We start from the raw sequence: 25,232 nt of genomic DNA on the forward strand, positions 1-25,232 counted from the left end.
GGTAAGAAGCACTTGCGCCTGTTAAGCCGGCACCGCCACCTGCTGCCCCGTGGGAAGCTGGGTACCGACGGGCAGCTCCACCGGGGCCACCGTCACGATGACGAACTTGGAAGTGGGCGTGTTGCTGCGGTAGGCCACCGAGCCGATGGGCACCAGCACGTTGCCCTCGGGAAAGTACACGGCGCAGTTGCCCCGCGGAATGTCGTAGGGTACGGCAATGAACTTCTCGGCGTGGCGCTGCTGCCCCTCGAAGTGGCTGGTGATGTTGACCAGGCCCTTTTCCCGGATGCCCCGCTCGGCCATGTCCTCGGGGTGGAGGAAGATGACGCGCCGCTCGCCGTGGATGCCCCGGTACCGGTCGTTGTAGTCGTAGACGGTGGTGTTGAACTGGTCGTGGCTGCGGATGGTCATCAGCACGAGCTGGCCGGGCTCCAGCACGTGCTTTTCCAGCGGGGTGCAGGTGAAGTTGGCCTTGCCGTTGTCGGTGGTGAAGTTACGCTCCCGGGGGCCGTTGGGCAGATAGAAGCCGCCGGGGTGGCGCACCTTAGTATTAAAGTCCTCGAAGCCGGGAATGGTGCGGGCCACGTAGTCCCGGATCAGGTCGTAGTTTTCGGTGCAGCCCACCCAGTCCACGGTGCTTTTCTCGCCCAGGGTGGCCAGGGCAATGCCGCTCACAATGGCCACCTCGCTCAGCATCTGGTCGGAAATGGGTTCCAGCACGCCCTTGCTCATGCTGACCACGCCCATCGAGTTTTCGCAGGTCATAAACTGTTGCCCCGACTTCTGCATGTCGATATCAATGCGGGTTTTGCAGGGCAGCAGCAGGGCCATTTCCCCGTTCACCAAGTGGCCCCGGTTGAGCTTGGGCGTCACGTGCACCGAGAGGCGGAGCTTGCGCATGCCCTCGGCCACGAATTCGGTGTCGGAGCAGGCCCCGAGCAGGTTGCCGCCCAGGCCCATGAACACCTTCACCCGGCCGTCGTGCAGGGCCTTCACGGCTTCCACCACGTCGAAGCCGTACTCGCGGGGCGGCTCGAAGTTGAACTCCTGGGCCAACGAATCCAGGAAGGTGGCGGTGGGCCGCTCCCAGATGCCCATCGTCCGGTCGCCCTGCACGTTGGAGTGGCCCCGCACCGGGCACAGCCCCGCGCCCGGAATGCCCACGGCGCCCTTCAGAAAGTGCAGGTTCACGACTTCCTGGATGGTATACACGCCGTTTTTCTGCTGGGTCAGGCCCATGGCCCAGCAGGTAATGATGCGCTTGTGGCGGCCAATGACGTTGGCCGCTTCCTGAATCTGGGCCCGGGTCAGGCCGCTGGCTTCCTCAATATCGGCCCAGCTCGTGTTGTTCAGGTTTTCGACCAGCTCGGCGTAGCCGGTGGTGTAGTCCCGGATAAAGTGGTGGTCGAGCACCTGGCCGGGGTTTAGTTCCTCGGCTTCAAGCAGGCACTTCATCAGGCCGCGCACCACGAGCTGGTCGGAGTTGATGCGCACCTGCAAGTACACGTCGGTGATGGGCGTACCGTCGCCGAGCAGGGTGCCCAGGGCCTTGAGCGGGTTCATGAAGTCCTGGGGGTTCTTGAAGTGCAGCAGGCCGGCCTCGTGCAGGGGGTTGATGCTGATGATTTTGGCTCCGTTGCGTTTGGCCTTTTGCAGGGCCGTGAGCATGCGCGGGTGGTTGGTGCCCGGGTTCTGCCCAATAATAATAATGACGGCCGCGTCGTAGATGTCGTTGAGCGTGACCGAGCCCTTGCCCAGGCCGGTAGTGTTGCTCAGGGCCGCCCCGCTGCTTTCGTGGCACATGTTGGAGCAGTCGGGCAGGTTGTTGGTCCCAAACTGCCGCACGAAGAGCTGGTACAGATAGGCCGGCTCGTTGGGCACTTTGCCCGAGGTGTAGAAAATGGCCTCGTGCGGTGACGGCAGCGCGTTGAGCTCCTGCCCAACCAATTCAAAAGCCTCGGGCCAGGAAATGGGCGTGTAGTGGGTGGCGCCCGGCCGCAGCACCATCGGGTGGGTCAGGCGGCCGGCGTTGTTGAGGTCCCGGTCCGTCATGCGCGACAAATCCGCCAGGCTGTGCCGGGCAAAGAACTCCGGCCCCACCGGATCCGACTGGGCATCCGAAGTCGTGGCCTTGGCGCCGTTTTCGCAGAACTCGGCCACCGAGCGGTGGTCGTCCGGGTCGGGCCAGGCGCAGCTGGAGCAATCGAAGCCGTCCTTCTGGTTCATCTTGAGCAGGGCCTGAGTGCCGCGCACGGGGCCTTCGTAGTCCACGGCAAAGGCGCCCGACTTGAGCACGGCCATGATGCCCGCCGCTACCGTGGCCGGCTTGGTGAGCTTGAGGCCGGTAAATTTTTCCGGGGGCTGAGCCAGAATCGGGTGCCGGTGCTTGGCCCCGAGCGTGTCGGGGGCTTCCATTATCCGGTCGTCGAGGGTTTGACGCGCCGGCGAGGTGCTCCAGTTGTCACTGGTGGGGGCGGTGCCCTGGTCGGGCCGCTGCCCGCTCTTGGGCACGTTGTTGCCGGCGGTTTGCTGCTCGGTCTTGCCGGCCTGGCTGGGGTCGTAGGCGGGAGATTTATCCATGACGCGGATAGGAAATAGCACTGGTGAGGTAACAGCCCGGCCCGCTAGTGGCGGCAGTCTAGGTCTTTTTCAATCAGGATTTTCAGGGGCTGATCCTGGGCCATCATCAGCGTGGCGGTCAGGCCGTTCTGGTCGGTGCTGGTCCAGTGGTGGGCCAGGGTGGCGGGTACTTTCACGGTAATGGCCCCCGCGCCGTGGGTGATGCGGAACTCTTCATTCTCGGCCCGTTCCAGGGCGTAGGTCAGGTGGTCGGCGGCGGTGGGGCCCAGCGGCACGGTTACGGCTACGCGGCCGGCCTGGGCAAACTGCTGGACTTCCTCTTCCGAGAGCCGGAGGCGGAGCGAATGGTCTTCAAAGCGGAGTTTCATGAAGCGGGAGTAGGTCAGATAGTAAAATAAGTACGCGGCGGACCCGGTTGGGGTGGCAACGGCCGAGGTATTTTCCCCGACTTTCTTGGGCCAAGCGCCACGGTAAAATCCTGGTTTCGGCCGCTGCTCAAAGGCTTTAGCGGAGCTTCGAGCCCGAAAGCGCCGGCCGCCGCCGATGCTTTGGCTTCTAGTTCGTAGCTTGTCGGGCGCTAGTTCCTGTAAGTCTACTTATTACGCCCCAATGCTACCCCGTATTACTCGTTATCTGGCGTTGGCCGCCGGCCTGCTGCTGGGCGTTTCGGCCCGGGCCCAGGGGCCCAGTATCGTCGGCCCCGACTCGGCCGCCACGCTGCGCCGCCTGCAGCGACACTATTCGGCCGCGCTGGGCTACGAGTCGCGCCTCTACAACGGGCCCGAGTACGTGAGCTACGTGAAGCGCTACATCGTGGGCCACCCGTTCTTCGAGTCGACCCAGCCCCGGGCGGCGACCATCGAGTACGCCGGCTCGACCTACGCCAATGTGCCCTTGTTCTACGACATCGTGCTCGACGAGCTGGTGCTGGGCGCTCCGCAGGGCACCCTGGAAATGCGGCTAATCAAGGACAAAGTGCAGCGCTTTGTGGTGGCCGGCCACTCCTTTGTGCACCTGCGGGCCGGGGCCGACTCGGCCCAGGGCCCGCCGGCCCGGCCCGGCTTTTACGAAGTGCTGGTAGAGGGGCCCGTGCAGCTGCTGGCCCTGCGCCACAAGAACTTGCAGGAACGCGCCTCGGCCGGGCAGCTGGAGGGCGAAATAACCGAGAGAGATGAGTTTTTCGTCTATGCCGGGCGTCGTTATGCCAAAGCCAGCAGCGCCAGTGAGGTGCTGGCCGCCCTGCCCACGCAGAAAGCCGCCCTGCGCAAGTACATCCGGACCGAGAAGCTGAAGTTTGGGGCGGCGTACCGGGAAAAGTCGCTGGTGGCCCTAGCGCGCTACGCCGCCACGCTGGCGCCGGCGGCCGGGCAGTAAGGCCGGACAGCGGCCGGTTATAACAGAGTTATTTTTTCGACAATCCTTGCCTAAAGTATGCAGTATATCTACCGGCTTACGCTTTGTATTCTTTTGCTTGTTGGTTCCTTCGCCGGTTACGGTCAAACTCCGGAGCCCGTGGTGAGCGGCAGCTTCCAGAGCCTGAGCCTGGAGCAGTTTGCCCGGCAGCTCGAAGCCCAAACCCGCTACCGGTTCTTTTTCGACACCACGGCCACCGGGCCCGGGCGCATCACGCTGCAGGTCCAGAAGCAGGCCTTGAGCACCGTGCTGGCCCAGGCCCTGGGCGCTACCGAGCTGCGCTTTGCCATCGACGCCGAGGAGCACACCGTCTTTATCACGCCCCGCCTGCCCGTAGCTACCGAGCTGCCCGCCGGCTACTTCCGGGCCGGGCCCGCCGTGGTAGTCGCGGAGGAGCAGAAACCAGCGGAAACCGCGCCGGTGCGGGCCGCCGATGCCGCCCGGCTGTACGAAATCGGGCGGCCGGGCGCCGGCAGTGCCGCGGGCAAGGCCACGCTGGCGGGCCATATCCGGGAGGCCCGCTCCGGGGAGCCGGTGCCGGGCGCGGCCGTGTACGTGGAGGCCCCGGCCGTGGGTGCCACCACCGACCAGTTTGGTTACTACGCCCTGACGCTGCCCCCGGGCCGCTACACGCTTAATATCCGCGGCCTGGGCATCAAGAACACCCGGCGGCAGGTGCAGCTGAATGCCAGTGGCAAGCTCGACGTGGAAGTCGACGAGGACATCACCAACCTGAAGGAGGTCGTCATCGAGGCCGAAAAGGACAAGAACGTGGCCGGGATGCAGATGGGCCTGGAAAAGCTCGACATCCGCACCATCCGGCAGGTGCCCACGGCCTTCGGCGAAACCGATATTCTGCGGGTGGTTTTGACCTTGCCGGGCGTGAAGTCGGTGGGGGAGGGCAGCACCGGGCTGAGCGTGCGGGGCGGGGGCACCGACCAGAACCTGATTCTCTTCAACGACGCCACGGTGTACAACCCCAGCCACCTGTTCGGCTTTTTCTCGGCCTTCAACCCCGACATTCTTAAGAGCGTGGAGCTCTACAAAAGCGCCATTCCGGCCCGGTTTGGCGGCCGACTGTCCTCGGTGCTCGACATTGCCACCCGCGACGGGAACAAGAAGAAGCTTTCGGGCTCGGGCGGTATCGGGGCCCTGACCAGCCGGCTCACCTTGGAAGGCCCCATTATCAAGGACAAAAGCTCGTTTCTGGTTGGGGCCCGCACCTCGTACTCCGACTGGATTCTGCACCTGCTGCCCAACCAGGACCTGAAGGAAAGCGCGGCCTCGTTTTACGACCTGAGCGCCCACCTTAGCCACGAGCTCAACGCCAACAACACGCTCTACGCCACTGGCTACTTCAGCCAGGACCGGTTTCGGCTGGCGGCCGACACTTCCTACGCCTACCAGAACCGCAGCGGCAGCCTGAAGTGGAAGCACCTCTTCGGCAACAAGCTCTACGGCGTGCTTACCACCACCTACACCCAGTATCAGTACCAGATCAGCAGCCGGAAAAACCCGGTCAATGCCTCGGAGCTGACTTTCGGCATCCGGCAGCTCGGGGCCCAGGCCGACTTCAGCTACTTCCCCAGCGCCAAGCACACCGTCGACTTTGGGGCCAGCACCTTGCGCTACCGCGTCGATGCGGGCAAGCTGGTGCCGAGCGGGGCGGAGTCACTGATCCGGCCCGACGAGCTGGACCGGGAACAGGCCCAGGAAACGGCCCTGTACGTATCCGATAAAATTGAAATAACGCCGCGCCTGGCTCTGGAGCTGGGGTTGCGCTACTCTTTCTACCAGGCCCTGGGCCCGCGCGCAGTCAGCCAGTACGCGCCCGGCCTGCCCCGCACCACCGCCAACATCACCGACACGGTACGCTACGGCGCGGGAGCAGCCATGGCCACCTACCACGGCCCCGAATACCGCGCCTCGCTGAAATACGCGCTGTCGGACAACTCCTCGGTGAAGGCCAGCTACAACCGCACCCGTCAGTACATCAGTCAGTTGTCGAATACTACGTCGTTGTCGCCGACCGATACCTGGAAGCTGAGCGACGCCTACGTGCGGCCCCAGGTGGGCGACCAGGTGGCACTGGGCTACTACCGCAATTTCCGCCGCAACACCATCGAAACCTCGGTGGAGGGCTACTACAAGCGCATGCACGATTTCGTGGACTACAAAAGCGGAGCCCGGCTGCTGCTCAACCACCACCTGGAAACCGACCTGATCAATGCCGAGGGCAAGGCCTACGGGGTGGAGTTTTCCATTCGCAAATCGACGGGCAAAATCAACGGCTGGCTCAACTATACTTACTCCCGCTCCCTGGTGCGGGCCAACGCGGGCACGCCGGCCGAGCAAATCAACGGCGGGGCGTACTACCCCAGCAACATTGACAAGCCCCACGAGGTGACCCTGGCCGGCAACTACCGCTTCAGCCGCCGCTTCAGCACCTCGCTCAACTTCAACTACAGCACCGGCCGGCCCATTACCCTGCCCCTGGCCCGCTACTACGTCGACGACGTGCCGCGGGTGCTCTACTCCGACCGCAACGCCTACCGCGTGCCCGACTACTACCGCGTCGACTTTGCCATGAACATTGAGGGCGGGCACAAGGCCAAAAAGCTGGCTCACAGCTCCTGGACGCTGGCCATCTACAACCTGACCGGCCGCCACAACCCGTACTCGGTCTACTTCAAATCCGTCAACGGCCAGATCAAGGGCTACCAGCTCTCCATTTTTGGGCGGCCCATTCCCACGGTGACCTACAACTTCAAATTCTAGTGCGCTACGTTATGTCTTTACCGCGTCTGTACCCGTTGCTGCTCGGCCTGTGGCTGGCTCTGGCCCTGCCCGGCTGCGTCGACCCCTTCGAGCCCGAGGTTATTCGCTCGGCGCCCAACTATCTGGTGGTAAGCGGCTTTATTAACATCAACGGGGTGACCAGCATCCGGTTGTCGCGCACCCAGAACGTGGCCAATTCGGGCGCGCCGGCCGCCGAGCCCCGGGCCACGGTTGCTATTCAGGATGAAGCCGGCACCTCGTACCCGCTGAGTGAGCAGGTGCCGGGCACCTACACCTCGGCGGCGCTGAGTCTGAGCCCGGCCCGCCGCTACCAGCTGCGGCTGCGCACGGCCGGGGGCCGCGAATACGCCTCGGCCCTGGTGACGCCGAAAGTCGCGCCACCCATCGACGAGTTGCCCTGGGCGGTGGAAGACCGGGGCGTGCGGGTGTACGTCAACGCCCACGACGCCACCAACAGCACGCGCTACTACCGCTGGACCTACACCGAAACCTGGGAATTCCACTCCGCCTACCGCTCGGGCCTGGAATACGTGAATGGCCGGATGCAGCCCCGCGCCGAGGATATTTACCAGTGCTGGGGCACGGCCGGCTCCACCAGCATTGCCATCAACTCCACGGCCCGGCTCAACCAGGACGTGGTGGCCCGCTACCCGCTAATTCTGCTGCCGGCCAACTCGGTGAAGCTGCGCTTCAAGTACAGCGTGCAAGTGCGCCAGTACGCCCAGACGGCCGAAGAATACGCCTATTGGGAACAGCTCAAATCCAACACCGAAAGCGTGGGCGGCCTCTTTGACCCCGTGCCCAGCCAGCTGACCGGCAACGTGCAGAGCCTGACCGATGCCACTGAGCCGGTGGTGGGCTACGTGGGCGCCGGCACCGTAACGGAGAAGCGCATTTTCATTGCCAGCAATGAGCTGCCGCTGACGCAGCAGTACGAAACCGGCTACAACTGCGCCCCGCCCGATACCGTGCCGCTGGCCCGGGTGCCCACCGTCTTCAGCACGTCGGTCGTGCTGCCGCTCTACACCGTGTACGCACCCATGTCCAACACCATTGTGGGCTACTCCAGCGCCTCTGCCGAGTGCGCCGACTGCCGCCGCCGGGGCACCAACCGCCGGCCCGACTTCTGGCAATAACCCGCCGTGTTCCACCGTCCTGTAGGCTGTACCTGTATGCTGCTTTCTTCTCCCTTTTTGCTCCGTTTTGGGCCCCGTCTGCTCGGCCGGCTGCTGCCCGTGGCCCTGGGCCTGCTGGGGGCAGCCCCGGCCTTTGGGCAGGCCGACTCCCTGGCCCAGCTCAGCCGCCGGCTGCGGCACTACTCCCAGCAGCGGCCCGCCGAAAAGCTGTTTGCCCACCTCGACCGGCCCAGCTACGTGAGCGGCGAAACCATGTGGTTTAAGCTCTACACCGTGGATGGGCAGCGCCAGCAGCCGCTGGCGGCCAGCACCGTAGCCTACGTAGAGGTGCTAAACGCCGAGCAGCGGCCCGTGCTGCAGGCTAAGCTTGGGCTGCGCCACGCCACCGGACAGGGCTCCTTGGTGCTGCCCGCCAGCCTGCCTTCGGGTACCTACACGGTGCGGGCCTACACCAGCTGGATGCGCAACTTCGGCCCGGAGCTCTACTTTCACTGCCCGGTTACCATCGTCAATACCCGCGTGCCGGTGGGGCCACCCGCCGATAAGCCCGCCGCTGGCTACGACCCGCAGTTTTTTCCCGAAGGCGGCTACCTCGTGCAGGGCCTCGCCAGCAAAGTCGGCTTCAAGATAACTGATGCCCGGGGCCGGGGTGTGGCCGCCGAAGGCAGCGTGCTGGATGCCGCAGGCCAGCCGGTGGCCACGTTCAAAACCCTGAAATTTGGCCTGGGCAGCTTCGCATTTACGCCCGCGGCGGCGGGCTCGGGCTACAAGGCCGTCATTCGGCTGGCCAATCAGCAAACCATTACCTGCCCACTGCCCGCCGTGCGGGAGCAGGGCTACGTGCTGCGCCTGGAAGACGCGGATGCCGGGCAGCTGCGCGTAACCGTGCGCACCCAGGGGGCGGCTTTGGCCGGGGAAAACCTGTACCTGCTGGCCCACACCCGCCAGCAGGTGGCCGTGGCCGCCGCCTCCGCACTGGTGCAGGGCCAGGCCGTGTTCGGGGTCGAAAAAAGCAAGCTGACGGCCGGCATTACCCACTTCACCTTGTTCAACAGCCGGCGGGAGCCGGTCTGTGAGCGGCTCTACTTCCGCCCGCCGTCGGCTGGCCTGGGCCTCACGGTGCGGCCCGACAACAGCCAGTACGCCGCCCGCCAGAAAGTAACCCTGCAGCTCGCGGCCGGGGCCTCCGCTGCCCCCGCCAATCTGTCGGTGGCCGTCTACCAGCTCGACTCTCTCACTGCGCTGGGCGGGCCCGATATCAGCAGCTACCTGTGGCTGAGCTCCGAGGTGAAGGGCCCCATCGAAAACCCGGCGTACTACTGCACCGCCCCCGAGGCTGATGCCCAGGCCGCGGCGGCCACCGACAACCTGATGCTGACCCAGGGCTGGAGCCGCTTCCGCTGGGCCGAGGTGCTCAGCGGGCCGCCCGCCCCGGCGTATCTGCCCGAGCTCAACGGCCACCTGGTGCGGGGCCGGGTGGTGCACCGCCTGACGGGGGCGCCCACGGCCGGCGTGGGTATTTACCTAGCCGCCCCCAGCCGGGCCATTCAGCTCTACAACTCGGTGAGCAAGGCCGACGGCAGCGTGCAGTTCGAAACCGCCGACTGGTACGGCCCCCGGCAGCTCGTGCTCCAGCCCAACGCCACCACCGCCGACAGCCTCTACCGGGTAGACCTGCTCAACCCGTTTTCTGAGCAGTACGCCCCGGCGGCCCGGCCGGCCGGCCTGGTCCTGACCGAGGCGTTGGCCGGCAGCCTGCGGCGGCGCCACGTGCAGGCCCAGGTGCAGCAGCAGTTTTTTGGCAGCCGCCCCGCGCGCTACCTGGCCCCGCCCACCGACAGCCTGGCGTTTTATGGCCGGCCCGACGAGCGGTATCTGCTCGATGCCTACACCCGCTTTAAGGTCATGGAGGAAGTCATGCGCGAATACGTGCCCGGCGTGCTGGTCCGCATCCGCAAAGACGGTTTCCACTTCCTGGTGCCCGACGATAATGCCCGCGAGTACCAGGAAAACCCGCTGGTGCTGCTCGACGGCATGCCCGTGTTCGATACCAACAAAATCATGGCCTTCGACCCGCTGAAAGTGCAGAAGCTGGAGGTCGTCACGAAGCGCTACTTCGTGGGGCCGTTCGTGCACCCGGGCATCGTGAGCTACACCACCTACAAGGGCGACCTGGCCGGCTTTCCGCTCGATGCCCACGCCCTGCTGCAGGAATACGAGGGCCTGCAGGGGCAGCGCGACTTCTACGCCCCGCGCTACGACACGCCTGCCCAGCAGCAAAGCCGCCTGCCCGATTTCCGCAACCTGCTCTACTGGAACCCCGAAGTGGTAACCACGCCCGGCGCGCTGCCAGAGCTAAGCTTCTATACCTCCGACCAGGTGGGCCGCTACCGGGTAGTGGTGCAGGGACTCAGCCAAAATGGCCTGTCCGGCAGTACTACGGCTACTTTCGAGGTAAAACCGGCCCTGTAGAAAGCCCGCCGTGGGCTTTGTAAGCAGGCCACATAGCTTCGGAAGTGGTCGGCTGAGCTTCGGAACCCCAACCGATAGGTTCCGAAGCTGTCGGGAGGACTTCGGAAGTGGTCGGCTGAGCTTCCCAGGAGCAAAGGATAGGTTCCGAAGCTGTCCGGAGAGCTTCCGAAGTGGTCGGTCGGGGTTCGGAAGCCAGCCGGGTACCTTCCGAAGGTATCTGACGGGCTTCCGAACGTTAATGGAGAGCTTCCGAAGTGGTCGGTTGGGGTTCGGAACCTATTGGTTGGGCTTCCGAAGCTATCGGCCGGCCTAGGCCGGCGGCTGCAGGCGCCACGGGCCGCAGTACACGTTGTAGCGGCCCTGGCGCACGAAGCCGCAGAGCGTCATGCCGAAGTCGCGGGCGGCCTGCACGGCCAGGGAGCTGGGCGCGCCCACGGCGGCCAGCACCGGAATGCCGGCCACGGCCGCCTTCTGCACCAGCTCAAACGAAGCCCGCCCGCTGACCAGCAGAATGGAGTCGTGCAGGGGCAGCCAGCCTTGCAGCAGCGCCGCCCCGATAACCTTATCGAGGGCGTTGTGCCGGCCCACATCTTCGCGCAGCAAAAGCAGCTCGCCGGCCGGCGAAAACAGGGCCGCCGCGTGCAGGCCGCCGGTTTGCTCAAACAGGGCCTGGGCCGCCCGCTGCCGGGCCGGCAGCTCGTGAATTACCTCGGGGGCTACGTAGGGCCCGTCGGTGGGCAGCACCGGGCAGGCCGCGGCGTGCACCGCGTCGATGCTGGTTTTGCCGCACACCCCGCAGCTGGAAGAGGTGTAAAAGTGCCGCTCCAGCCGCGGCAGCGCCACTTCCACGCTTTCAGCCAGCTCGGCCCGCACCACGTTTTCCCGCTCTTCTTCCTTGGTCACGTCGGGGCAGTAGCGGATACCGGCCAGCTGCTCCCGGCTCTGCAAAATGCCTTCGGTGAGCAGAAAGCCGGCGGCCAGCTCCATATCGTGGCCGGGGGTGCGCATGGTAATGGCCAGGGTGCGGTGCTCCCGCTGCCCGGCGGGCCCGTAGCCCAGGCGAATTTCCAGGGGCTCCTCGGCCGCTACCACGTCGGACGCCTCCCGCAGCTCCGCCCCGGATACTTTGTGCACCGTGAGGTAATCGTAGCTGGTCGGGGGCAGGAAAACGGGCGGCGTAGGCATCGGAAGTGTTGAATGATGAGCGTGGAATGGTGAACCAGGGCCGCACCAAGGGCCAGACTGGATTTCTTGGCGGGTAGCAGGATAACTTTCCGCCGGGAACGTAAGTTTGAAAACCGGTGAAACCCGGGCGCTCCGCTGACCAGGGTTCCTGCGTAGTACGTCATTGCGCCCAATTCAACCTTCCGCCTTCAACATCTAGCATTTTCTTCCCGTGCTTACTCCCGACGAACGTCACCGCTACCAACGCCACTTGCAGCTGCCCGAAATCGGGGAGGCGGGGCAGGAAAAGCTCAAGGCCGCCCGGGTGCTGGTGGTGGGCGCCGGCGGCCTGGGCTGCCCCATTCTGCAGTACCTGGCCGCCGCCGGCGTGGGCACCCTGGGCATTGCCGACGGCGACCAGGTGGAAATGAGCAACCTCCAGCGCCAGGTGCTCTTCGGCCCCGCCGACCTGGGCCAGCCCAAGGCCGAAGCCGCGGCCCGGGCCGTGCAGCGCATCAACCCGCTGGTAAACTGCGAGGTGCTGCCCCGCCGCGTCGACGTGGCCTCGGTGCGGGAGCTGGTAGCCCAGTACGACGTGGTGGTGGATGGCTCCGACAATTTCCCGACCCGCTACCTGCTCAACGACGCCTGCGTGAGCCTGGGCAAGCCCCTGGTGTCGGGGGCCATCTACAAGTTTGAGGGGCAGGTGTCGGTGTTCAACTACCAGGGCGGGCCCACCTACCGCTGTCTGTTTCCGCAGCCGCCCTCGGCCGCCGAGGCGCCCAACTGTTCGGTTATCGGGGTGCTGGGCGTGCTGCCCGGGCTGGTGGGCTGCGCCCAGGCCACCGAAACCCTCAAGGTCATTCTCAGCCTGGGCGAAATCCTGACCGGCCGGCTCTGGCTCTTCGATGCCTTGTCGTTCCAAACCCGCACCCTGCGCTTTGCCCGCCAGCCCGAGCGGGCCGCCATCAACCTCGACACCGCCGACGCGGCCGACTACGCCGAGCTCTGCCAGGCACCAGTCACGACCATTACGCCCGCCGAGCTCCAGCAGCAGCTCGATTCGGAAGTGCCCCCGTTTCTGCTCGACGTGCGCGAAATCGTCGAGTACCAGGCCGGCCACCTGCCCAGCGCCGCCCTGATTCCGCTCGGCAGCCTGGCCCAGCGCGTGGAAGAGCTGCCCCGGCACTTTCCCATCGTGGTGTACTGCCGCAGCGGCCGGCGCAGCGCCCTGGCCATTCAGCAGCTGCAGCAGGAGTTCGGCTTCGATAATCTGCTGAACCTCAGCGGCGGGTTTGAGGGCTGGCAGGAGGCGGCGGCTGAGAAAGAAAACAGCAGCCCGTCATTCTAAAAGAACGTCATGTCGAGTATTCTGCGCATCAAGCAGAGACGAGACATCCCGCGTGCTGACGTTGTAATGGCATCCGTCATGCTGAGCGGAGCAACGCGCAGTCGAAGCATCTCTACCGCTTTGTTGCAATGCTGATTAATTACCACGGCGGTAGAGATGCTTCGACTCCGCTCCGCTGCGCTCAGCATGACGTTCAATTGATACTTTCCTTAAGGCCAAAATTTACCCTTGCCTACCCTGCATCCTCCATCTACACCCCAGGCCGCGCCCACCCGCCGCATCCGGTTCGACCGGAACGAGCTGGCCGGGGCCTTCGGCGACCTGGGCACCGATTTGCCCCTGCTCATCGGTGTCATTGCCGCCTCGGGCGTGGACAGCGCCGGGCTGCTCATCGTGTTTGGGCTCTTGCAGATGTTTTCGGGCTACTGGTACGGCATGCCCATGCCGGTGCAGCCCCTCAAGGCCTTTGCCACCCTGGTTATTGCCCAGAAAATTCCCGGCCGCATCATCTTCGGCGGCGGCCTGGCCATCGGCCTCAGCATGCTGGTCTTATCAGTTACGGGCCTGATTGATGCTTTGGCCCGGCTCATTCCCAAGCCCGTGGTGCGCGGCATTCAGTTCGGGCTGGCCTTGCAGCTCTCCACCCTGGCTTTGAAAGAATACGTGCCCGCCGACGGTGTCCCCGGCTACGCCCTGGCCGCCGCGGCGTTTGTCGTGACGGTGCTGCTGCTCGGCAACCGCCGCTGGCCGGCCTCGTTGCTGGTCATTCTGCTGGGCATCATCTACGCGCTGGTCTTCAAGCTCGACCTGGCTACCGCCCAACAGGCCCTGGGCCTGCACCTGCCCGGCTGGCACGTGCCCCAGCGCGCCGACATCCTGACCGGGGCCGTGCTGCTGGCCCTGCCCCAGATTCCTTTGTCGCTCGGCAACTCCATCCTGGCCACCCGCCAGGTCATTCACGACCATTACCCCGAGAAGGACGTCTCGGTGCGCCAGATCAGCTTCACGTATGGGCTTATGAACCTGGTAGCGCCGTTTTTCGGGGGCTTTCCGGTCTGCCACGGCTCGGGCGGCATGGTGGGGCACTACGCTTTCGGGGCCCGCACCGGCGGCTCGGTTATTCTCTACGGCGGGCTGTTTCTGGTGCTGGGCCTGTTTTTCAGCCAGGGCTTCGCCGACGTCGTCCAAATTTTCCCCCTGCCTATTCTGGGCGTATTGCTGCTCTTTGAGGCCCTTACCCTGGCCACCCTCCTCCGTGACCTGACCTCCTCCAAGTCTGACCTAACGGTGGCTTTGCTGGTGGGTGTGCTTTGCAGCGGCCTGCCCTACGGCTACCTCGTGGGCCTGGTAGTGGGCACGGCCGCGTACTACGCCATGAAGCGTGGGTGGGTGGGGCTGGGCAAGTAAATGGTAGTAAGCCGGAAAAGTTGCCCCGGCTCTCCAACAAATGTTTGGAGAGCCGGGGCAACTTCCGAATCCCTTACTCCTTGCCGCGCATCTCGCCAATCAGCCCATACTCGCGGGCTTCGTCGGCGCGCATCGAGTAGTCACGGTCCGGGGCGTCGTGGATGTGCTCTTTATATGCAGCACGCACAGGTAAAGTGGCGCTACGAAGTGAGGAGTTTATTGCCCAGCAGCTTTTTCAGATACGCCAGGCTTCTTTCGGCCTCATCCACTTGCCCACACTCGACACTCAGGAATATCTCCCGGTCGAGCGGGTCCAGGATGTTAATCACCCGTTCCCAATCTACCTCGCCCTCCCCGCAGGCACAGCCCACCGGAGTGCCCGTTACCAGCCCCCGCTCCGCCTGGCTTTGTTGCAGGCTGATGTCTTTGGCGTGTACGTGTACCACATGCTCCCGTACCCGCTCCAGCCCCTCGTACGGGTCTTCCAGGCCCGCCAAGTAGAAGTTGCCCGTATCCCAGTTGACGCGAATCCAGGGGGAGGGTACCAACTCAACCAAGCGCAACAGGCCCGCAGAAGTACAGCTGTACGTGCCGTGGGGCTCCAAGCAAATAAAGACGTGGTGCCGCTGGGCCACGAAGTTGGCCTTGGTCAAGGTGTATTTCATCAGGGTATGGGCCAGCTCGTCGTCCATCCAGTCGGGCTTATTCATGTCATCGGTGTTCACGAATTTGGCCCCGCAGGCCGCCGCGAATACGATGGCCTGGGTGAGGCGGGGGACGGCGGCTTCCGGTTTCATCAGGGGGCTGTGCCCGCTAATGCTGCTTACTTGCACGCCGGCTTTCCGGCAAATATCCCGCATGAGCAAAGGGTCCTCCTGCGTCGAGAAAGAGTGGAAAAAGTCGACCTCGCTCAGCAAGTCCCAGCCGGTGTGAATCATGGGCTCCACGTATTGATAGCCTAAGGCGGCGGCTTTTTCTACGCCCCATTGAAATCCCTGGGCCGCATGCTTAATATATTCCATGTTGAGGGTAAGCCGATAACGTGCCATTGATTTGGGGGTTAAGTAATAAGATTGGTGCGTTCTAAATATAGGATTATGTAAGTGCAATAATATTGGCAAATCAACATTTGCGCTGACAGAAGCAGTACGCAAGGCAAAAATTCCTTTGGCACGCATCGTAAACGTTGGTTCGGGACGGTAAAGCGCCGTTGATCAGGCAGGTAGCTAGGTTCATGCTGCCCGTAGGCTGAAGTAGGGGTACGCAGCCCACGAGTTTTCTTGCCGGCCGCTCTGATTGGGTACGAAGGCTCCGTACTGAGCGGCAGCGGCCCGGCCCTAGCTATGCTTTACCGCGCTCCAGCACTTCGTCGATTAGGCCGTATTCCCGGGCTTCGTCGGCGCGCATCCAGTAGTCGCGGTCCGAGTCGTCGTGGATTTGCTGGTAGGTTTTGCCGCTGCGCTCGGCGTAAATCTGGTAGAGCTCCTGGCGCAGCTTGACCACTTCCCGGGCCGTAATTTCGATGTCGGCCGAGGGGCCCTGCACTCCGCCCGAGGGCTGGTGAATCATGACCCGGGCGTGGGGCAGGGCCGAGCGTTTGCCGATGGCCCCGCCGGTGAGCAGGAACGCCCCCATGGAGGCCGCCAGGCCGGTGCAGATGGTAGCCACGTCGGGATTCACGTACTGCATCGTGTCGAAAATGCCCAACCCGGCGTACACCGAGCCGCCCGGTGAGTTGATGTAGAGCAGGATGTCCTTCTTGGCATCCACGGACTCCAGAAACAAGAGCTGGGCGTTGATAATGTTGGCAATGTTGTCGTCCACGGCCTGACCCAGAAAGATAATCCGGTCCATAATGAGGCGGGAAAACACGTCGATTTCGGCGAAGCGCGTGGGCCGCTCCTCAATGACGGAGCGGGTCATGCCCGTAACCTGGGGGTAGAAACGGCCTTCGAGCTGGTGCTGGTACCGGTCGATACTGGCGCCGGTGAGGCCCTGGCCGCGCACGGCAAACTTGCGGAATTCCTGGGAGTGTAGCATGGGTAATGAAAGGGTAAGGAATGGACATGGGAAGCCCGGCGGTCTGATTTTGCCAGGCCGGGCGGGGAATGAAAGCGGGAAAGGGAAGGGCTAGCGGCGGGGCTTGCCGAGCAGGCGGCGCAGGTTCTCGGTGGCGCTGTGGAGCCAGCCGCGGCGCCGGGTTTGCCGCTCGAAGCGGCTGTGAATCAGCTCCAGCTCCTGGCGCAGCTGCCGCCGCCCGGCCTCGTGCAGGGTCTGGTAGAGCTGGCGCTGGGCCATAGCATCGGTGGCCAGCTCGGGGTCGGTGAGCAGGCGCACCTGCCACTGGGCGGCTTCGGCGGGCGTGGGGCAGCCCAGCAAGTGGTGCTCGATGAGCCGGAGTTGGTCGAGGGCGGGGCGCATGGCGGTAATGGCTTAGTGGTGGGCTAAGGCTTCGGCTACCACGGCCCGCACCGACTTGCGCAGGCGCTCCAGGCACTTAAACTTCTGCACCGTGGCCGACCGGATGCTGCCGTAGTGGAGCGAGCTGGCAATCTGCTCCAGGGGCTGCTGGAAGTAGTAAAAGGCCAGCAGCATGTTTTTGCACCGTTCCCCGAGCTGCGCCACGTAGTCGAACACCGGCAAGGACTCCCGCTCATCGGCGCCCGGCCCAACATCCTCGGCCACTGCCTGCTCGTGCTCCGCACCCAAACTGGTAGCGGGCAGCTGCTGGCGCCGGGTCAGCTCCCGCCGCCACAGGTTGCGGCTGATGCCCACCAGGTAGGTGCTCACCGAGGAAGTCAGCGCGAAGCTTTCGGCCGTGGCCTTCTCGTAGAAAACGACCATGGCGTCCTGAAATACGTCCTTGGCATCCGAGGCCGAGCCCCCGTGCTGCTGCACGTAGCGGCGCACCAGGGGGAAAGTCCGCTGGTAAAGCCGCGTCAGGGTTTGTTCCCGATGCGTGAGCAGCGCCTGCCGTAGAGTTGCCGAAGTGTCCATTTGCATAGCGTAAAAGCTTAACCGGGGAAAGTGAGAAGCCCGTTCTGGTAGTTAATCCGCGTTTGGGGCAACTATCACCCCAAGGACCCGAAAAAAAATTCTCAAGCCGCCCGCTGCCAGTTGGCTCTGTTCTACAAGCTACCCAGAATCCGGCGGATGCCGGCTTGGTAGTCGGGGTTGCTGGTCATGCCGTTGTGGCCCGCGCCGGGCAGGGTAATAAACTGGTCCTGGGGCTTGAGCAGGGCTTTGAGCTGCATGGTGGTCTGGTAGTCGATGACCTCGTCGTGCTCCCCGTGGAAGATGACGATGGGGCATTTCACCTGAGGCAGCACGGCGTCGGTACCCAGGGGGTAGCGCACAATAAAGCCCGGCACGTAGGGATAATGCTGGCGCGCCGTGGCCCGCATGCTGAAGTAGGGCGCCTGCAGAATCAGCAGGCGCGGGTGGTGCTGGGCCGCCAGCCAGGCCGCCGCGCCCGTGCCCAGGGAGTAACCCAGAATGATGGTGCGCTCTTCGGCAAACTCGGGTAGCAGCTGCTGGTAAGCCGTTTGCACGTCGCCCAGAAACTGCTCCTGGCTGCTGATAGTGCCCCCGCTTTTGCCGTAGCCCCGGTAGTCGAGCATGAACACGCTGTAACCGAGTCGGGTGTAAAGGGAGGCCGCCTCGCCCCAGCTGTCGAGGGCGCCGGCGTTGCCGTGGAGGTAGAAAATCAGGCCCCGGGCGGAGTCAGCCGGAAACAGCAGGCCGTGCAGGCGGGTGCCGTCGGCGGCGGTTATCCAGCGTTCCTCGGCGGGCTGGGCAAACGAAAAGCGGTAGTCGGCCGGCAGCTTGGTGGGAAAGAACAGCAGCCGTTCCTGCTTGAAATACAGCACCACCAGCACCGCCACGTACAGCAGCGCCACAAACCCCACGATTCCGAACAAGACCTTCATAGCAGCCTAAGGTTACGAGGTTCCAAGGAATTTGTCCTACGGCCAGGCTATTATTTACGCTGTCATCCTGAGCGGCGCGAAGGACCTTCCTCCCCTCGGTGACAAGCTCGATTCAACGCCAAAAGCCCTTTGCCACCAGCGCGGTAAAGGGCTGTTGCACGTTGGCACTAAGCGGTAGTGGGGTAGGCGAGGAAGGCCCTTCGACTTCGTCTCAGGATGACAGGTAGGAGGTGACAGGCATCGTTGAACGACAACTCACCATTTCACCAACTCACCATTTCACCTCTTATCCTCCAATCGTGCTCATCGACTCGAAGCTGAGCTGGTGAACGGGGCGTTGGCGCTCGGCTTCGAAGCCGTTGGCGGCGCGGTGGCGGAAGGCCTGGGCCAGGGCGGCGGTTACGTCGGCATCGGGGGCGCCGGCCCGCAGCAGGGCCCGCACGTCGAGCACGCCCTGATCGTAGAGGCAGGTTTTGAGGCCGCCTTCGGCCGTGAGGCGCAGGCGGTTGCAGGTGCCGCAGAAGGTGCGCGAGTAGGCCGCAATAATGCCCAGGCGGCCCTGGTGGCCGGCGGCGGTGTAGTGCGAGGCCGTGTCGCCGGGCTTGGTGGCAAGGGGGGTAAGCAAGCCGAGGTGCTGCTCCAGGTGCTCCCGGATGCGCACATGGCTCCACGGAATCTGGATGGCGCCGTGGCTGCCACCGTTGAAGGGCATTTCCTCGATAAAGCGCACGTCCACGGGCAACTCGCGGGTCAGCTCGGCCAGGGGCACGAGGTCCTCAATGTTCTGCCCGTCCATGACCACGGCGTTGATTTTGACCTTGATACCGGCCGCGAGCAAGGCGTAAAACGTGTCGAGGACGCGCGGCAGCTCGTCGCGGCGGGTGATGCGGGCGAAGCGGGCCCGGTCGAGCGTGTCCAGACTCAGGTTGACGGTGCGGATGCCCAGGCGGGCCAGCTCCGGAATGTGGGGCGCGGTGAGCACCCCGTTGGTGGTCAGGCTGATATCGTCGATGCCCTGGATTTCGCTCAGGCGCCCGATGAAGGGCACTAAGTCGCGGCGCACGAAGGGCTCCCCGCCGGTGAGGCGCACTTTGCGCACGCCCAGGCCAGCCAGCAAGGCCACGACCCGCTCCATTTCCTCGTAGGTCAGCAGCTCCTGCTTGGGCAAATACTGGATACCTTCCTCGGGCATGCAGTAAAAGCAGCGCAAATTGCAGCGGTCCGTGACGGCCAGGCGCAGGTATTCCAGCGGCCGGCCGTGGTTATCAAACAAAACAGGAGGAGCAACGGACATAAACCAGCGGAAATACAACTAACCACTCAACGCAGACGCGCGGAAAGGGATGCAGAACAAAAAACCGGGAACGGGCTTTTCTGTTCCCACGCCGGCCGCGTATACTGCCTCCGGAGTACAGACAAACAAATGAAACTGAAAATTGCGCTTTTTGGCATTGCCAAAGAAATAGTAGGCATTTCCTCCCTCGACCTCGACACGCCCGCCGGGCAGTCGGTAACCGGCCTGATGCAGCAGCTGCAAGCCCAGTATCCGGCCCTGCGGGAGCTGAGCAGCCTGGCCGTGGCCGTGAATAGCGAGTATGCCACCGACAACTACCAGCTCCAGGAGCGCGACGAAATAGCCCTGATTCCGCCCGTGAGCGGGGGGTAAGGGTCATCTAACAAGTGCCATTTATCATTTAACAGCTGCTCTGGTGCCCACTGGGCGCTACGGGGCTGGGAAATAGTGAAGGTCGAGCGTTAACCGTTAACTGTTGATTGATACATGAAAATACATCTTACCGACCAGCCCATTGACGTGGCCGCCGTGCTGGCGTCCGTGCAGGACGAGGGCGCCGGGGCCGTGAATACCTTCATTGGCACGGTGCGCAACCAAAGCACCGGCCGCCGGGTGGTGCGCCTCGACTATGAGGCCTACGACGCCATGGCCATCCGGCAGATGGAGCACGTGGCCGCCCAGGCCCAGGAAAAGTGGCCCATGCTGCGCCAGGTGGCCGTAACGCACCGCAAGGGCCGCCTCGACATCGGGGACGTGGCCGTGGTGGTGGCCGTGTCCACGCCCCACCGCGCCGACTCGTTTGCCGCCTGCCAGTACATCATCGACACCATCAAGCAGGTGGTGCCCATCTGGAAAAAGGAAGAGTACGAAGACGGCTCCGTTTGGGTAGCGGCCCACCCCTAGCGTATGGAAGCATCGGCCCCGTTTTCGGCCCGTATCGAGCTGATTGGCGTTAATCCGTACGTGCTGGTGCCCGACCCGCTGCTGCAGGCGCTGTTTGCCGCAGCCGGCAAAAGCAAGGGCCCGATTCCGGTGCAGCTGACCATCGACGGGCACGTGTTTCCCCAAACCCTGGTAAAATACGCCGGCCAGTGGCGCTTGTACCTGAACGGCCCCATGCGGCAGGCCGCCGGCAAGGAAGTCGGCGACACGGCCCTCTTCACCCTGCGCCACGACCCGGCCTCCCGGGAGCTGGCCGTGCACCCGCGGCTAAGCCAGGCCTTGGCCGAAAATGCGGCTGCCGCCGCGGTGTTTAACGGTTTGCCCGCCTCCCGGCGCCTGGAAATCGTGCGTTATATCTCCTTTCTGAAAAGTGAGGAAAGCGTGGAGCGCAACGTGCAAAGAGCCATCCGCTTCCTGCTGGGGCAGGAGCGGTTCATCGGCCGCGACACTCCCTAAAGCAACTCCTGCCGGGCGGCGGCGGCTTCTTCGGGCGTATTCACGTTGCGCAGCTCCCGCGGGTCGGGGGCAGCCAGCAGCTCGATGTCGGAGTTGATCAGGGCCTTGCGGGGGCAGGAGTAGCCCAGGCCCAGAAACCGCAGCAGCGTGCCGTAGCCGCGGGGTTCCCAGATGGTAATCAGCGGCTCGGGAAACTCGTTTTCGGGGCTTTGGAAGGCCGTGGCCACTTTAGCGCCGTTGCGGTTTACCACCAAGTGCTGCAAGGTCGTTTCCGACAAAAAGGGCAGGTCACAGGCTACCACCAGCCAGGCCGCGTTGGGGTCGAGCTGAAAGGCCGAGAGGATGCCGCCCATCGGACCCAGGTCCAGAAACCGGTCGGGGAGGGGCCGCAGGCCGGCGGGCAATTCGGCCACCTGGTCGGGGCGGCAGGACACGTGCACGTCGGTACACACCTGGGCCAGCAGGCGGGCGGCGTACTCGCGCTGTTCCAGGCCGTGGTAGTTGAGGCGGCCCTTGTCGGTTTGCATCCGCTGACTTTGGCCTCCGGCCAGCACCAGGCCCCGCAGCGGCGGCAAGCTGCGCTGCCACCAGCCTTGGATGAAGTCGGCAATGGCTTCGGTGTCAGCTAAGGCCAGTGTGGGAATGTCCTGGCCGGCGAAATGCTGCTGGAGCACCGCGGGCAACTCGGTTACGCCTTCGGGCCGCAGAATCAGCTGCACGTCGGTGAGCCGGTCGAGCTTTTTGTCCAGGGGCTTGGCCGGGTCCAGGATGATGATCTGCTGCTTGGCCCGGAAGTGGTTACCGTTCACCAGCACCAGGCTTTGGTGGAAGAGCAGCTCCTTTTGGGCGAAGCCGTCCAGCTCCCGGCGCTGGTCTACGCGGCGGAAATGAATCTTGTCGGTCAGCTCGGCGCGGGCCCCGGCCTGCATAATCGGGCTGGCTCCGCCCGCTCCGCCACTGTCGGCCTCGTCGCCGGCGGCGTGGTCAGCATCCACGTAGCCCACGCTCAGCGTGGCCGATACGTAAGGCAGCAGCCGGGTTACCAGCTCCTTGATTTTGCCGCAGGGCGCCCCCAGAATAGCCAGCTCCTGGCGGCCAAACTCGCCCACCGTGGGCCGCACGAGGGCCGCGTGCTTGGTGCGGGGCTTGGCGGCGCCGGGCGTTGCGGAGGTCGGGTTAGTCGGCATGGTGAAAGTCGCTTTTGCCGCCGGTTTTATCCAGCAGGCGGGTTTCCTGAATGACGATGTCGTGCGACAGGGCCTTGCACATGTCGTACACGGTGAGGGCCGCCACCGAGGCGCCGGTCAGGGCCTCCATTTCCACCCCGGTTTTGCCCGTCACGGTGGCCGTGCAAATGATATGGATGGTTTCCTCGCTCACTACTTCAATCTGCACCTGGCAGTCGTCGAGGCCCAGGGGGTGGCAGAGCGGAATCAGGTCGGCCGTTTTCTTGGCGGCCATGATGCCGGCCAGAATAGCCGTCTGAAACACCGGGCCCTTGCGGGTGGGCAGGTCGCCGGCCTGCACCAGGCGCAGGATTTCGCGGCCTAGCCACACGCGGCTGCGGGCCCGGGCCACGCGGCGGGTCGGGGTTTTGGCGCCCACGTCGACCATGGCGGGCTGGCCGGCGGCGTTGAGGTGGGTCAGGGAGCGGGAAGAATCGGGCATGACACAAAGGAAAGGTAACTGCTTACAAAGCCGCAGCGGGGCCGAAAGTTGCAACAAACGGCCCGATCTGAGTCGGGCCGGCCGGGTAACCGGCCGCGCCGTACATCCATTCGGGCGTACTTTGCGTTGTTCTCCTTCCTCGCGCTGCTAACGTATTTCCTCCGTAAGATGATTTCTGTCGAAGACGCTACGCGCCGGGTGCTGGCCACGGCCCGGCCCCGGCCCACCGAAACCATCCCGCTCACCGAGGCCGTGGGCCGCATATTGCAGGAGCCCCTGCACGCCGACCGCGACTTTCCGCCCTTCCACCGGGTGGCCATGGACGGCATTGCCCTGGCTTTCGAGGATGTGGCGGCGGGCCAAACGACGTTTCCCATCAGCGCCACCCAGCTGGCCGGCATGCTGCCCCAGCCGCTGAGTAGTGCGCAAACCGCCGTTGAAATCATGACCGGGGCCGCCCTGCCGCCCGGCACCGACACCGTGGTGCGCTACGAGGATTTGCAGTTTCACGTGGTGAACGGGCAGCGCGTGGCAGCCCTGCAGGTGCCGCCGCCCGCGGCCGGCCACAACGTGCACCACCAAGCCGTGGACCGCGAAGCCGGGGACCTGCTACTGCCGGCCGGGGTGAAGCTGAGTCCGGCCGAAATTGCGGTGGCCGCCACCATCGGGGCCGCCGAGTTGCAGGTGGCCCGGAAGCTGCGGGTGGCCGTGGTCAGCACCGGCGACGAGCTGGTGGAGCTCACCCAGACGCCCCTGCCCCACCAGATTCGGCGCTCCAATGCCTACATGGTGCAGGCCGCCCTGCACGAGGCCGGGGCCGAGAGTGAGGCCTTCCACTTCAACGACGACCAGGCGGCCCTGCGCCAGGGCTTGCCACCCCTGCTCGACGCCTTCGACGCCCTGGTGCTGAGTGGGGGCGTGTCGAAGGGGCAGGCCGACTTTCTGCCGGCCATGCTGCAGGAGCTGGGCGTGACCCAGCATTTTCACGAGGTGCAGCAGCGGCCGGGCAAGCCCTTTTGGTTTGGCGAAAAAGCCGGGGGCGCGGTGGTGTTTGCCCTGCCCGGCAACCCGGTGTCCACCTTCGTCAACTTCTACCAGTACGTGCGGCCCTGGCTGCGCCGCTGCCAGCAGCCCCACCGCAAGCTGCCCCGCCCCGCCGCCCTGCTGGCCACCGACTTCACCTTCGCGCCCCGCATGACCTACTTCCTGCCGGTGCGCCTCGAAACCGCGCCCTTCGGCCACCTGCTGGCCCACCCCCAGAAAATCGGCGGCTCCGGCGACCTGGCTTCCCTGCTCCACTGCGACGGTTTCCTGCGCCTCCCCCCCGAGCCCACCGAGTTCAAAGCCGGCGACGCCTACCCGCTGGTGCGGTTTCGGTGAGGCGGTGAATGAGTGAATGAGTTTGGGGAGGTAGAAGCAGTGGTGCGCCTCGGGGCTGGGGCCTTTGAGTGGGTTTGCGCGGCTGGTTGGGGGCGGTTTTCGGTTGGCAGCAGCTCAAGCGGCGCAATCCGGAATGTGCCCTGGGGCTTCCCAAAGGCCAATAAATGCACGCGCTGACGTTTCATACGCTCGCGCTGAGGTTTCGGACGGGCGCGCCGGGGCTTCGAAAGCACCTGCCGGAATATCGGAGGCTCGCGCTAGGGTTGCGGCCGGCTGGGGCAGGGTTGCGGAGCCTCACGGCGCGGTTTGGAAGGCAATTGCCGGGGCTACGGACGGGCCCGGGCGTGAGTCTAGCCATCAGGCCCGGCAGACGGACGGTGCTTGGTGGAGGAAGGGCAGAACTAGTTGCGCAGAGGACGGATTAGCTACGCTCTCCTTCGGGTGCCACGGCTACGCTTCGCAAGCACACAGTCTCCATATTCAGCACATTCAAAGCGCATTCCCTCACCTCAGCACCTTAAGAATTAGCGCCTTAACCGGGGCGCTTGAACTCGTGGCGGCAGTGGAAGCAGTGGTAGCGCTTGCCGCGCAGGGGGTAGCCCAGCAGCACCGAGAGCATGAGCATGGGGAAGCTGTAGGTATTGCGGGTGGCGGGCCCGAAGGCGACGTCGGTAGAGTCGCACTGGGGGCAGCGTACGATGTCGGGCTGGGGCTCGTCGTCGGGGTGCGACACGGCCATGGGCACGGTTTCGTAGCGCAGGATTTCGACGGCGGCCGGCACGTCCTGCTCGCGCACGTGCAGGCGCACCCCGCCCGAGGCCGGACCGTAGAGGCGGTTGAGGCCCACCAGGTTTTCGTTGGTCAGAAAGCAGGGAATCTGCTCGGCTTCGAGGCGGCTTTTGGCCAGGTGGGCCGTAATGGGGTCGGCAAAGGACTCAAGCACCACAATGCGGTCCTCGGCGGGCTGGGAGGTCATGGGAAAAGGCTACAAGTCAGAGAGTAAGTAACAAACAAAAGAGCATTCGGCGGCGTGCCAAATGCTCTTTTTCTTCGCCGGGTTGCGGCCGGCCGGGGGCCAGGTGGCTATTTAAACAGAGCCAGGGCCTTGATAAAGGTTTGCGACACGCCCCAGGCCAGCGGAATGCCCACGTACAGCCAGGCCAGCACCACCGAGCCGCCCAGGGCGGGTTGCTCGGCAGCGGCCGGGGAAGAGGTTGGTTTCGAGTCCATCGGAAGAGAAA

24 protein-coding genes are annotated in these 25,232 nt (G+C 64.4%); 10 read left to right on the forward strand and 14 right to left on the reverse strand.

The genetic code is table 11. From position 1 onward, the window contains the following. Positions 1–21: 21 nt before the first annotated feature. Positions 22–2,580 carry an FdhF/YdeP family oxidoreductase gene (locus CLV45_RS18155; RefSeq protein WP_100337893.1) on the reverse strand — a complete coding sequence of 853 codons (2,559 nt, stop codon included), beginning with the start codon at positions 2,578–2,580 and terminating at the stop codon, positions 22–24. Between the two features lie 44 nt (positions 2,581–2,624). Continuing rightward, positions 2,625–2,948 (reverse strand): DUF7009 family protein, encoded by a 324-nt coding sequence (locus CLV45_RS18160; protein ID WP_100337894.1) that lies wholly within the window; start codon positions 2,946–2,948, stop codon positions 2,625–2,627. A gap of 241 nt (positions 2,949–3,189) precedes the next feature. On the opposite strand from CLV45_RS18160, the gene CLV45_RS18165 reads away from it, so the two are divergent. Genes CLV45_RS18165 through CLV45_RS18180 form a run of 4 tightly spaced genes read left to right on the forward strand, consistent with a single transcriptional unit; the run spans position 3,190 to position 10,400 of the window. Continuing rightward, a complete protein-coding gene (locus tag CLV45_RS18165; RefSeq protein ID WP_157807633.1) occupies positions 3,190–3,954 on the forward strand; it encodes a hypothetical protein in 765 nt (254 codons plus the stop codon). Positions 3,955–4,011: 57 nt separating this feature from the next. Then, positions 4,012–6,771, forward strand: coding sequence for a TonB-dependent receptor (locus tag CLV45_RS18170; protein WP_100337896.1), 2,760 nt, complete (start codon positions 4,012–4,014; stop codon positions 6,769–6,771). Positions 6,772–6,782: 11 nt separating this feature from the next. Next, a complete protein-coding gene (locus CLV45_RS18175) occupies positions 6,783–7,928 on the forward strand; it encodes a DUF4249 domain-containing protein (RefSeq protein WP_100337897.1) in 1,146 nt (381 codons plus the stop codon). Between the two features lie 36 nt (positions 7,929–7,964). Next, entirely contained in the window at positions 7,965–10,400 is a 2,436-nt protein-coding gene (locus CLV45_RS18180; protein ID WP_157807634.1) for a hypothetical protein, read from the forward strand. A 309-nt stretch (positions 10,401–10,709) separates the two neighbouring features. On the opposite strand, the gene fdhD is transcribed toward CLV45_RS18180, so the two are convergent. Next, positions 10,710–11,585: a formate dehydrogenase accessory sulfurtransferase FdhD gene (gene fdhD / locus CLV45_RS18185; protein ID WP_100337899.1), complete on the reverse strand. Its 876-nt coding sequence runs from the start codon at positions 11,583–11,585 to the stop codon at positions 10,710–10,712. A gap of 211 nt (positions 11,586–11,796) precedes the next feature. Here fdhD and moeB point away from each other — a divergent pair, with 211 nt between their 5' ends. Together moeB and CLV45_RS18195 are read left to right on the forward strand one after the other, a co-directional pair. Further along, on the forward strand, positions 11,797–12,915 hold the full coding sequence (moeB, locus tag CLV45_RS18190) for a HesA/MoeB/ThiF family protein (protein WP_100337900.1): 1,119 nt from the start codon (positions 11,797–11,799) through the stop codon (positions 12,913–12,915). Between the two features lie 228 nt (positions 12,916–13,143). Next, on the forward strand, positions 13,144–14,322 hold the full coding sequence (locus tag CLV45_RS18195; protein WP_100337901.1) for a putative sulfate/molybdate transporter: 1,179 nt from the start codon (positions 13,144–13,146) through the stop codon (positions 14,320–14,322). Between the two features lie 73 nt (positions 14,323–14,395). On the opposite strand, the gene CLV45_RS18200 is transcribed toward CLV45_RS18195, so the two are convergent. From CLV45_RS18200 to moaA, 7 genes are all read right to left on the reverse strand, one after another. After that, positions 14,396–14,509 (reverse strand): ATP-dependent Clp protease proteolytic subunit, encoded by a 114-nt coding sequence (locus CLV45_RS18200; protein ID WP_245882912.1) that lies wholly within the window; start codon positions 14,507–14,509, stop codon positions 14,396–14,398. Positions 14,510–14,522: 13 nt separating this feature from the next. Next, positions 14,523–15,344 (reverse strand): sugar phosphate isomerase/epimerase family protein, encoded by an 822-nt coding sequence (locus CLV45_RS18205; RefSeq protein WP_100337902.1) that lies wholly within the window; start codon positions 15,342–15,344, stop codon positions 14,523–14,525. 319 nt (positions 15,345–15,663) lie between these two features. Next, positions 15,664–16,362 (reverse strand): ClpP family protease, encoded by a 699-nt coding sequence (locus CLV45_RS18210; protein WP_100337903.1) that lies wholly within the window; start codon positions 16,360–16,362, stop codon positions 15,664–15,666. 90 nt (positions 16,363–16,452) lie between these two features. Continuing rightward, the gene (locus CLV45_RS18215; RefSeq protein WP_100337904.1) at positions 16,453–16,743 is read right to left on the reverse strand and encodes a hypothetical protein; all 291 of its coding nucleotides are present in this window, start codon (positions 16,741–16,743) and stop codon (positions 16,453–16,455) included. A gap of 12 nt (positions 16,744–16,755) precedes the next feature. Then, complete coding sequence (locus tag CLV45_RS18220) at positions 16,756–17,319, reverse strand: RNA polymerase sigma factor (protein ID WP_245882913.1); 564 nt, start codon at positions 17,317–17,319, stop codon at positions 16,756–16,758. A gap of 131 nt (positions 17,320–17,450) precedes the next feature. Further along, positions 17,451–18,251, reverse strand: a complete 801-nt coding sequence (locus tag CLV45_RS18225) for an alpha/beta hydrolase (RefSeq protein WP_100337906.1) — start codon at positions 18,249–18,251, stop codon at positions 17,451–17,453. Between the two features lie 286 nt (positions 18,252–18,537). Continuing rightward, positions 18,538–19,545 (reverse strand): GTP 3',8-cyclase MoaA, encoded by a 1,008-nt coding sequence (gene moaA / locus CLV45_RS18230; RefSeq protein ID WP_100337907.1) that lies wholly within the window; start codon positions 19,543–19,545, stop codon positions 18,538–18,540. Between the two features lie 129 nt (positions 19,546–19,674). Here moaA and moaD point away from each other — a divergent pair, with 129 nt between their 5' ends. The 3 genes from moaD (at position 19,675) to CLV45_RS18245 (ending at position 20,943) form a co-directional block, all read left to right on the forward strand. Beyond that, positions 19,675–19,917: a molybdopterin converting factor subunit 1 gene (moaD, locus tag CLV45_RS18235; RefSeq protein ID WP_100337908.1), complete on the forward strand. Its 243-nt coding sequence runs from the start codon at positions 19,675–19,677 to the stop codon at positions 19,915–19,917. Positions 19,918–20,031: 114 nt separating this feature from the next. Further along, a complete protein-coding gene (locus tag CLV45_RS18240; protein WP_100337909.1) occupies positions 20,032–20,448 on the forward strand; it encodes a molybdenum cofactor biosynthesis protein MoaE in 417 nt (138 codons plus the stop codon). Positions 20,449–20,451: 3 nt separating this feature from the next. Next, positions 20,452–20,943 (forward strand): DUF1905 domain-containing protein, encoded by a 492-nt coding sequence (locus tag CLV45_RS18245; RefSeq protein ID WP_100337910.1) that lies wholly within the window; start codon positions 20,452–20,454, stop codon positions 20,941–20,943. Here the strand turns inward: CLV45_RS18245 and CLV45_RS18250 are convergent. Together CLV45_RS18250 and moaC are read right to left on the reverse strand one after the other, a co-directional pair. Beyond that, positions 20,940–22,130 carry an NTP transferase domain-containing protein gene (locus CLV45_RS18250; RefSeq protein ID WP_100337911.1) on the reverse strand — a complete coding sequence of 397 codons (1,191 nt, stop codon included), beginning with the start codon at positions 22,128–22,130 and terminating at the stop codon, positions 20,940–20,942. The two genes, CLV45_RS18245 and CLV45_RS18250, sit on opposite strands and share 4 nt — an antisense overlap. After that, positions 22,120–22,611: a cyclic pyranopterin monophosphate synthase MoaC gene (gene moaC, locus CLV45_RS18255; protein WP_100337912.1), complete on the reverse strand. Its 492-nt coding sequence runs from the start codon at positions 22,609–22,611 to the stop codon at positions 22,120–22,122. Before moaC ends, CLV45_RS18250 begins: the two co-directional genes overlap by 11 nt. Positions 22,612–22,779: 168 nt before the next feature. Between moaC and CLV45_RS18260 the strand changes: the two genes are divergently transcribed. Next, a complete protein-coding gene (locus CLV45_RS18260; protein WP_100337913.1) occupies positions 22,780–23,991 on the forward strand; it encodes a molybdopterin molybdotransferase MoeA in 1,212 nt (403 codons plus the stop codon). Between the two features lie 532 nt (positions 23,992–24,523). Here CLV45_RS18260 and CLV45_RS18265 read toward each other — a convergent pair. Both CLV45_RS18265 and CLV45_RS25155 read right to left on the reverse strand, forming a co-directional pair. Then, positions 24,524–24,967, reverse strand: coding sequence for a putative signal transducing protein (locus CLV45_RS18265; RefSeq protein WP_100337914.1), 444 nt, complete (start codon positions 24,965–24,967; stop codon positions 24,524–24,526). 107 nt (positions 24,968–25,074) lie between these two features. Continuing rightward, entirely contained in the window at positions 25,075–25,221 is a 147-nt protein-coding gene (locus tag CLV45_RS25155; RefSeq protein ID WP_170061892.1) for an MFS transporter small subunit, read from the reverse strand. Positions 25,222–25,232 lie beyond the last annotated feature (11 nt).

Origin of the sequence: Hymenobacter chitinivorans DSM 11115, assembly GCF_002797555.1 — a bacterium.
GTDB classification, from domain to species: domain Bacteria; phylum Bacteroidota; class Bacteroidia; order Cytophagales; family Hymenobacteraceae; genus Hymenobacter; species Hymenobacter chitinivorans.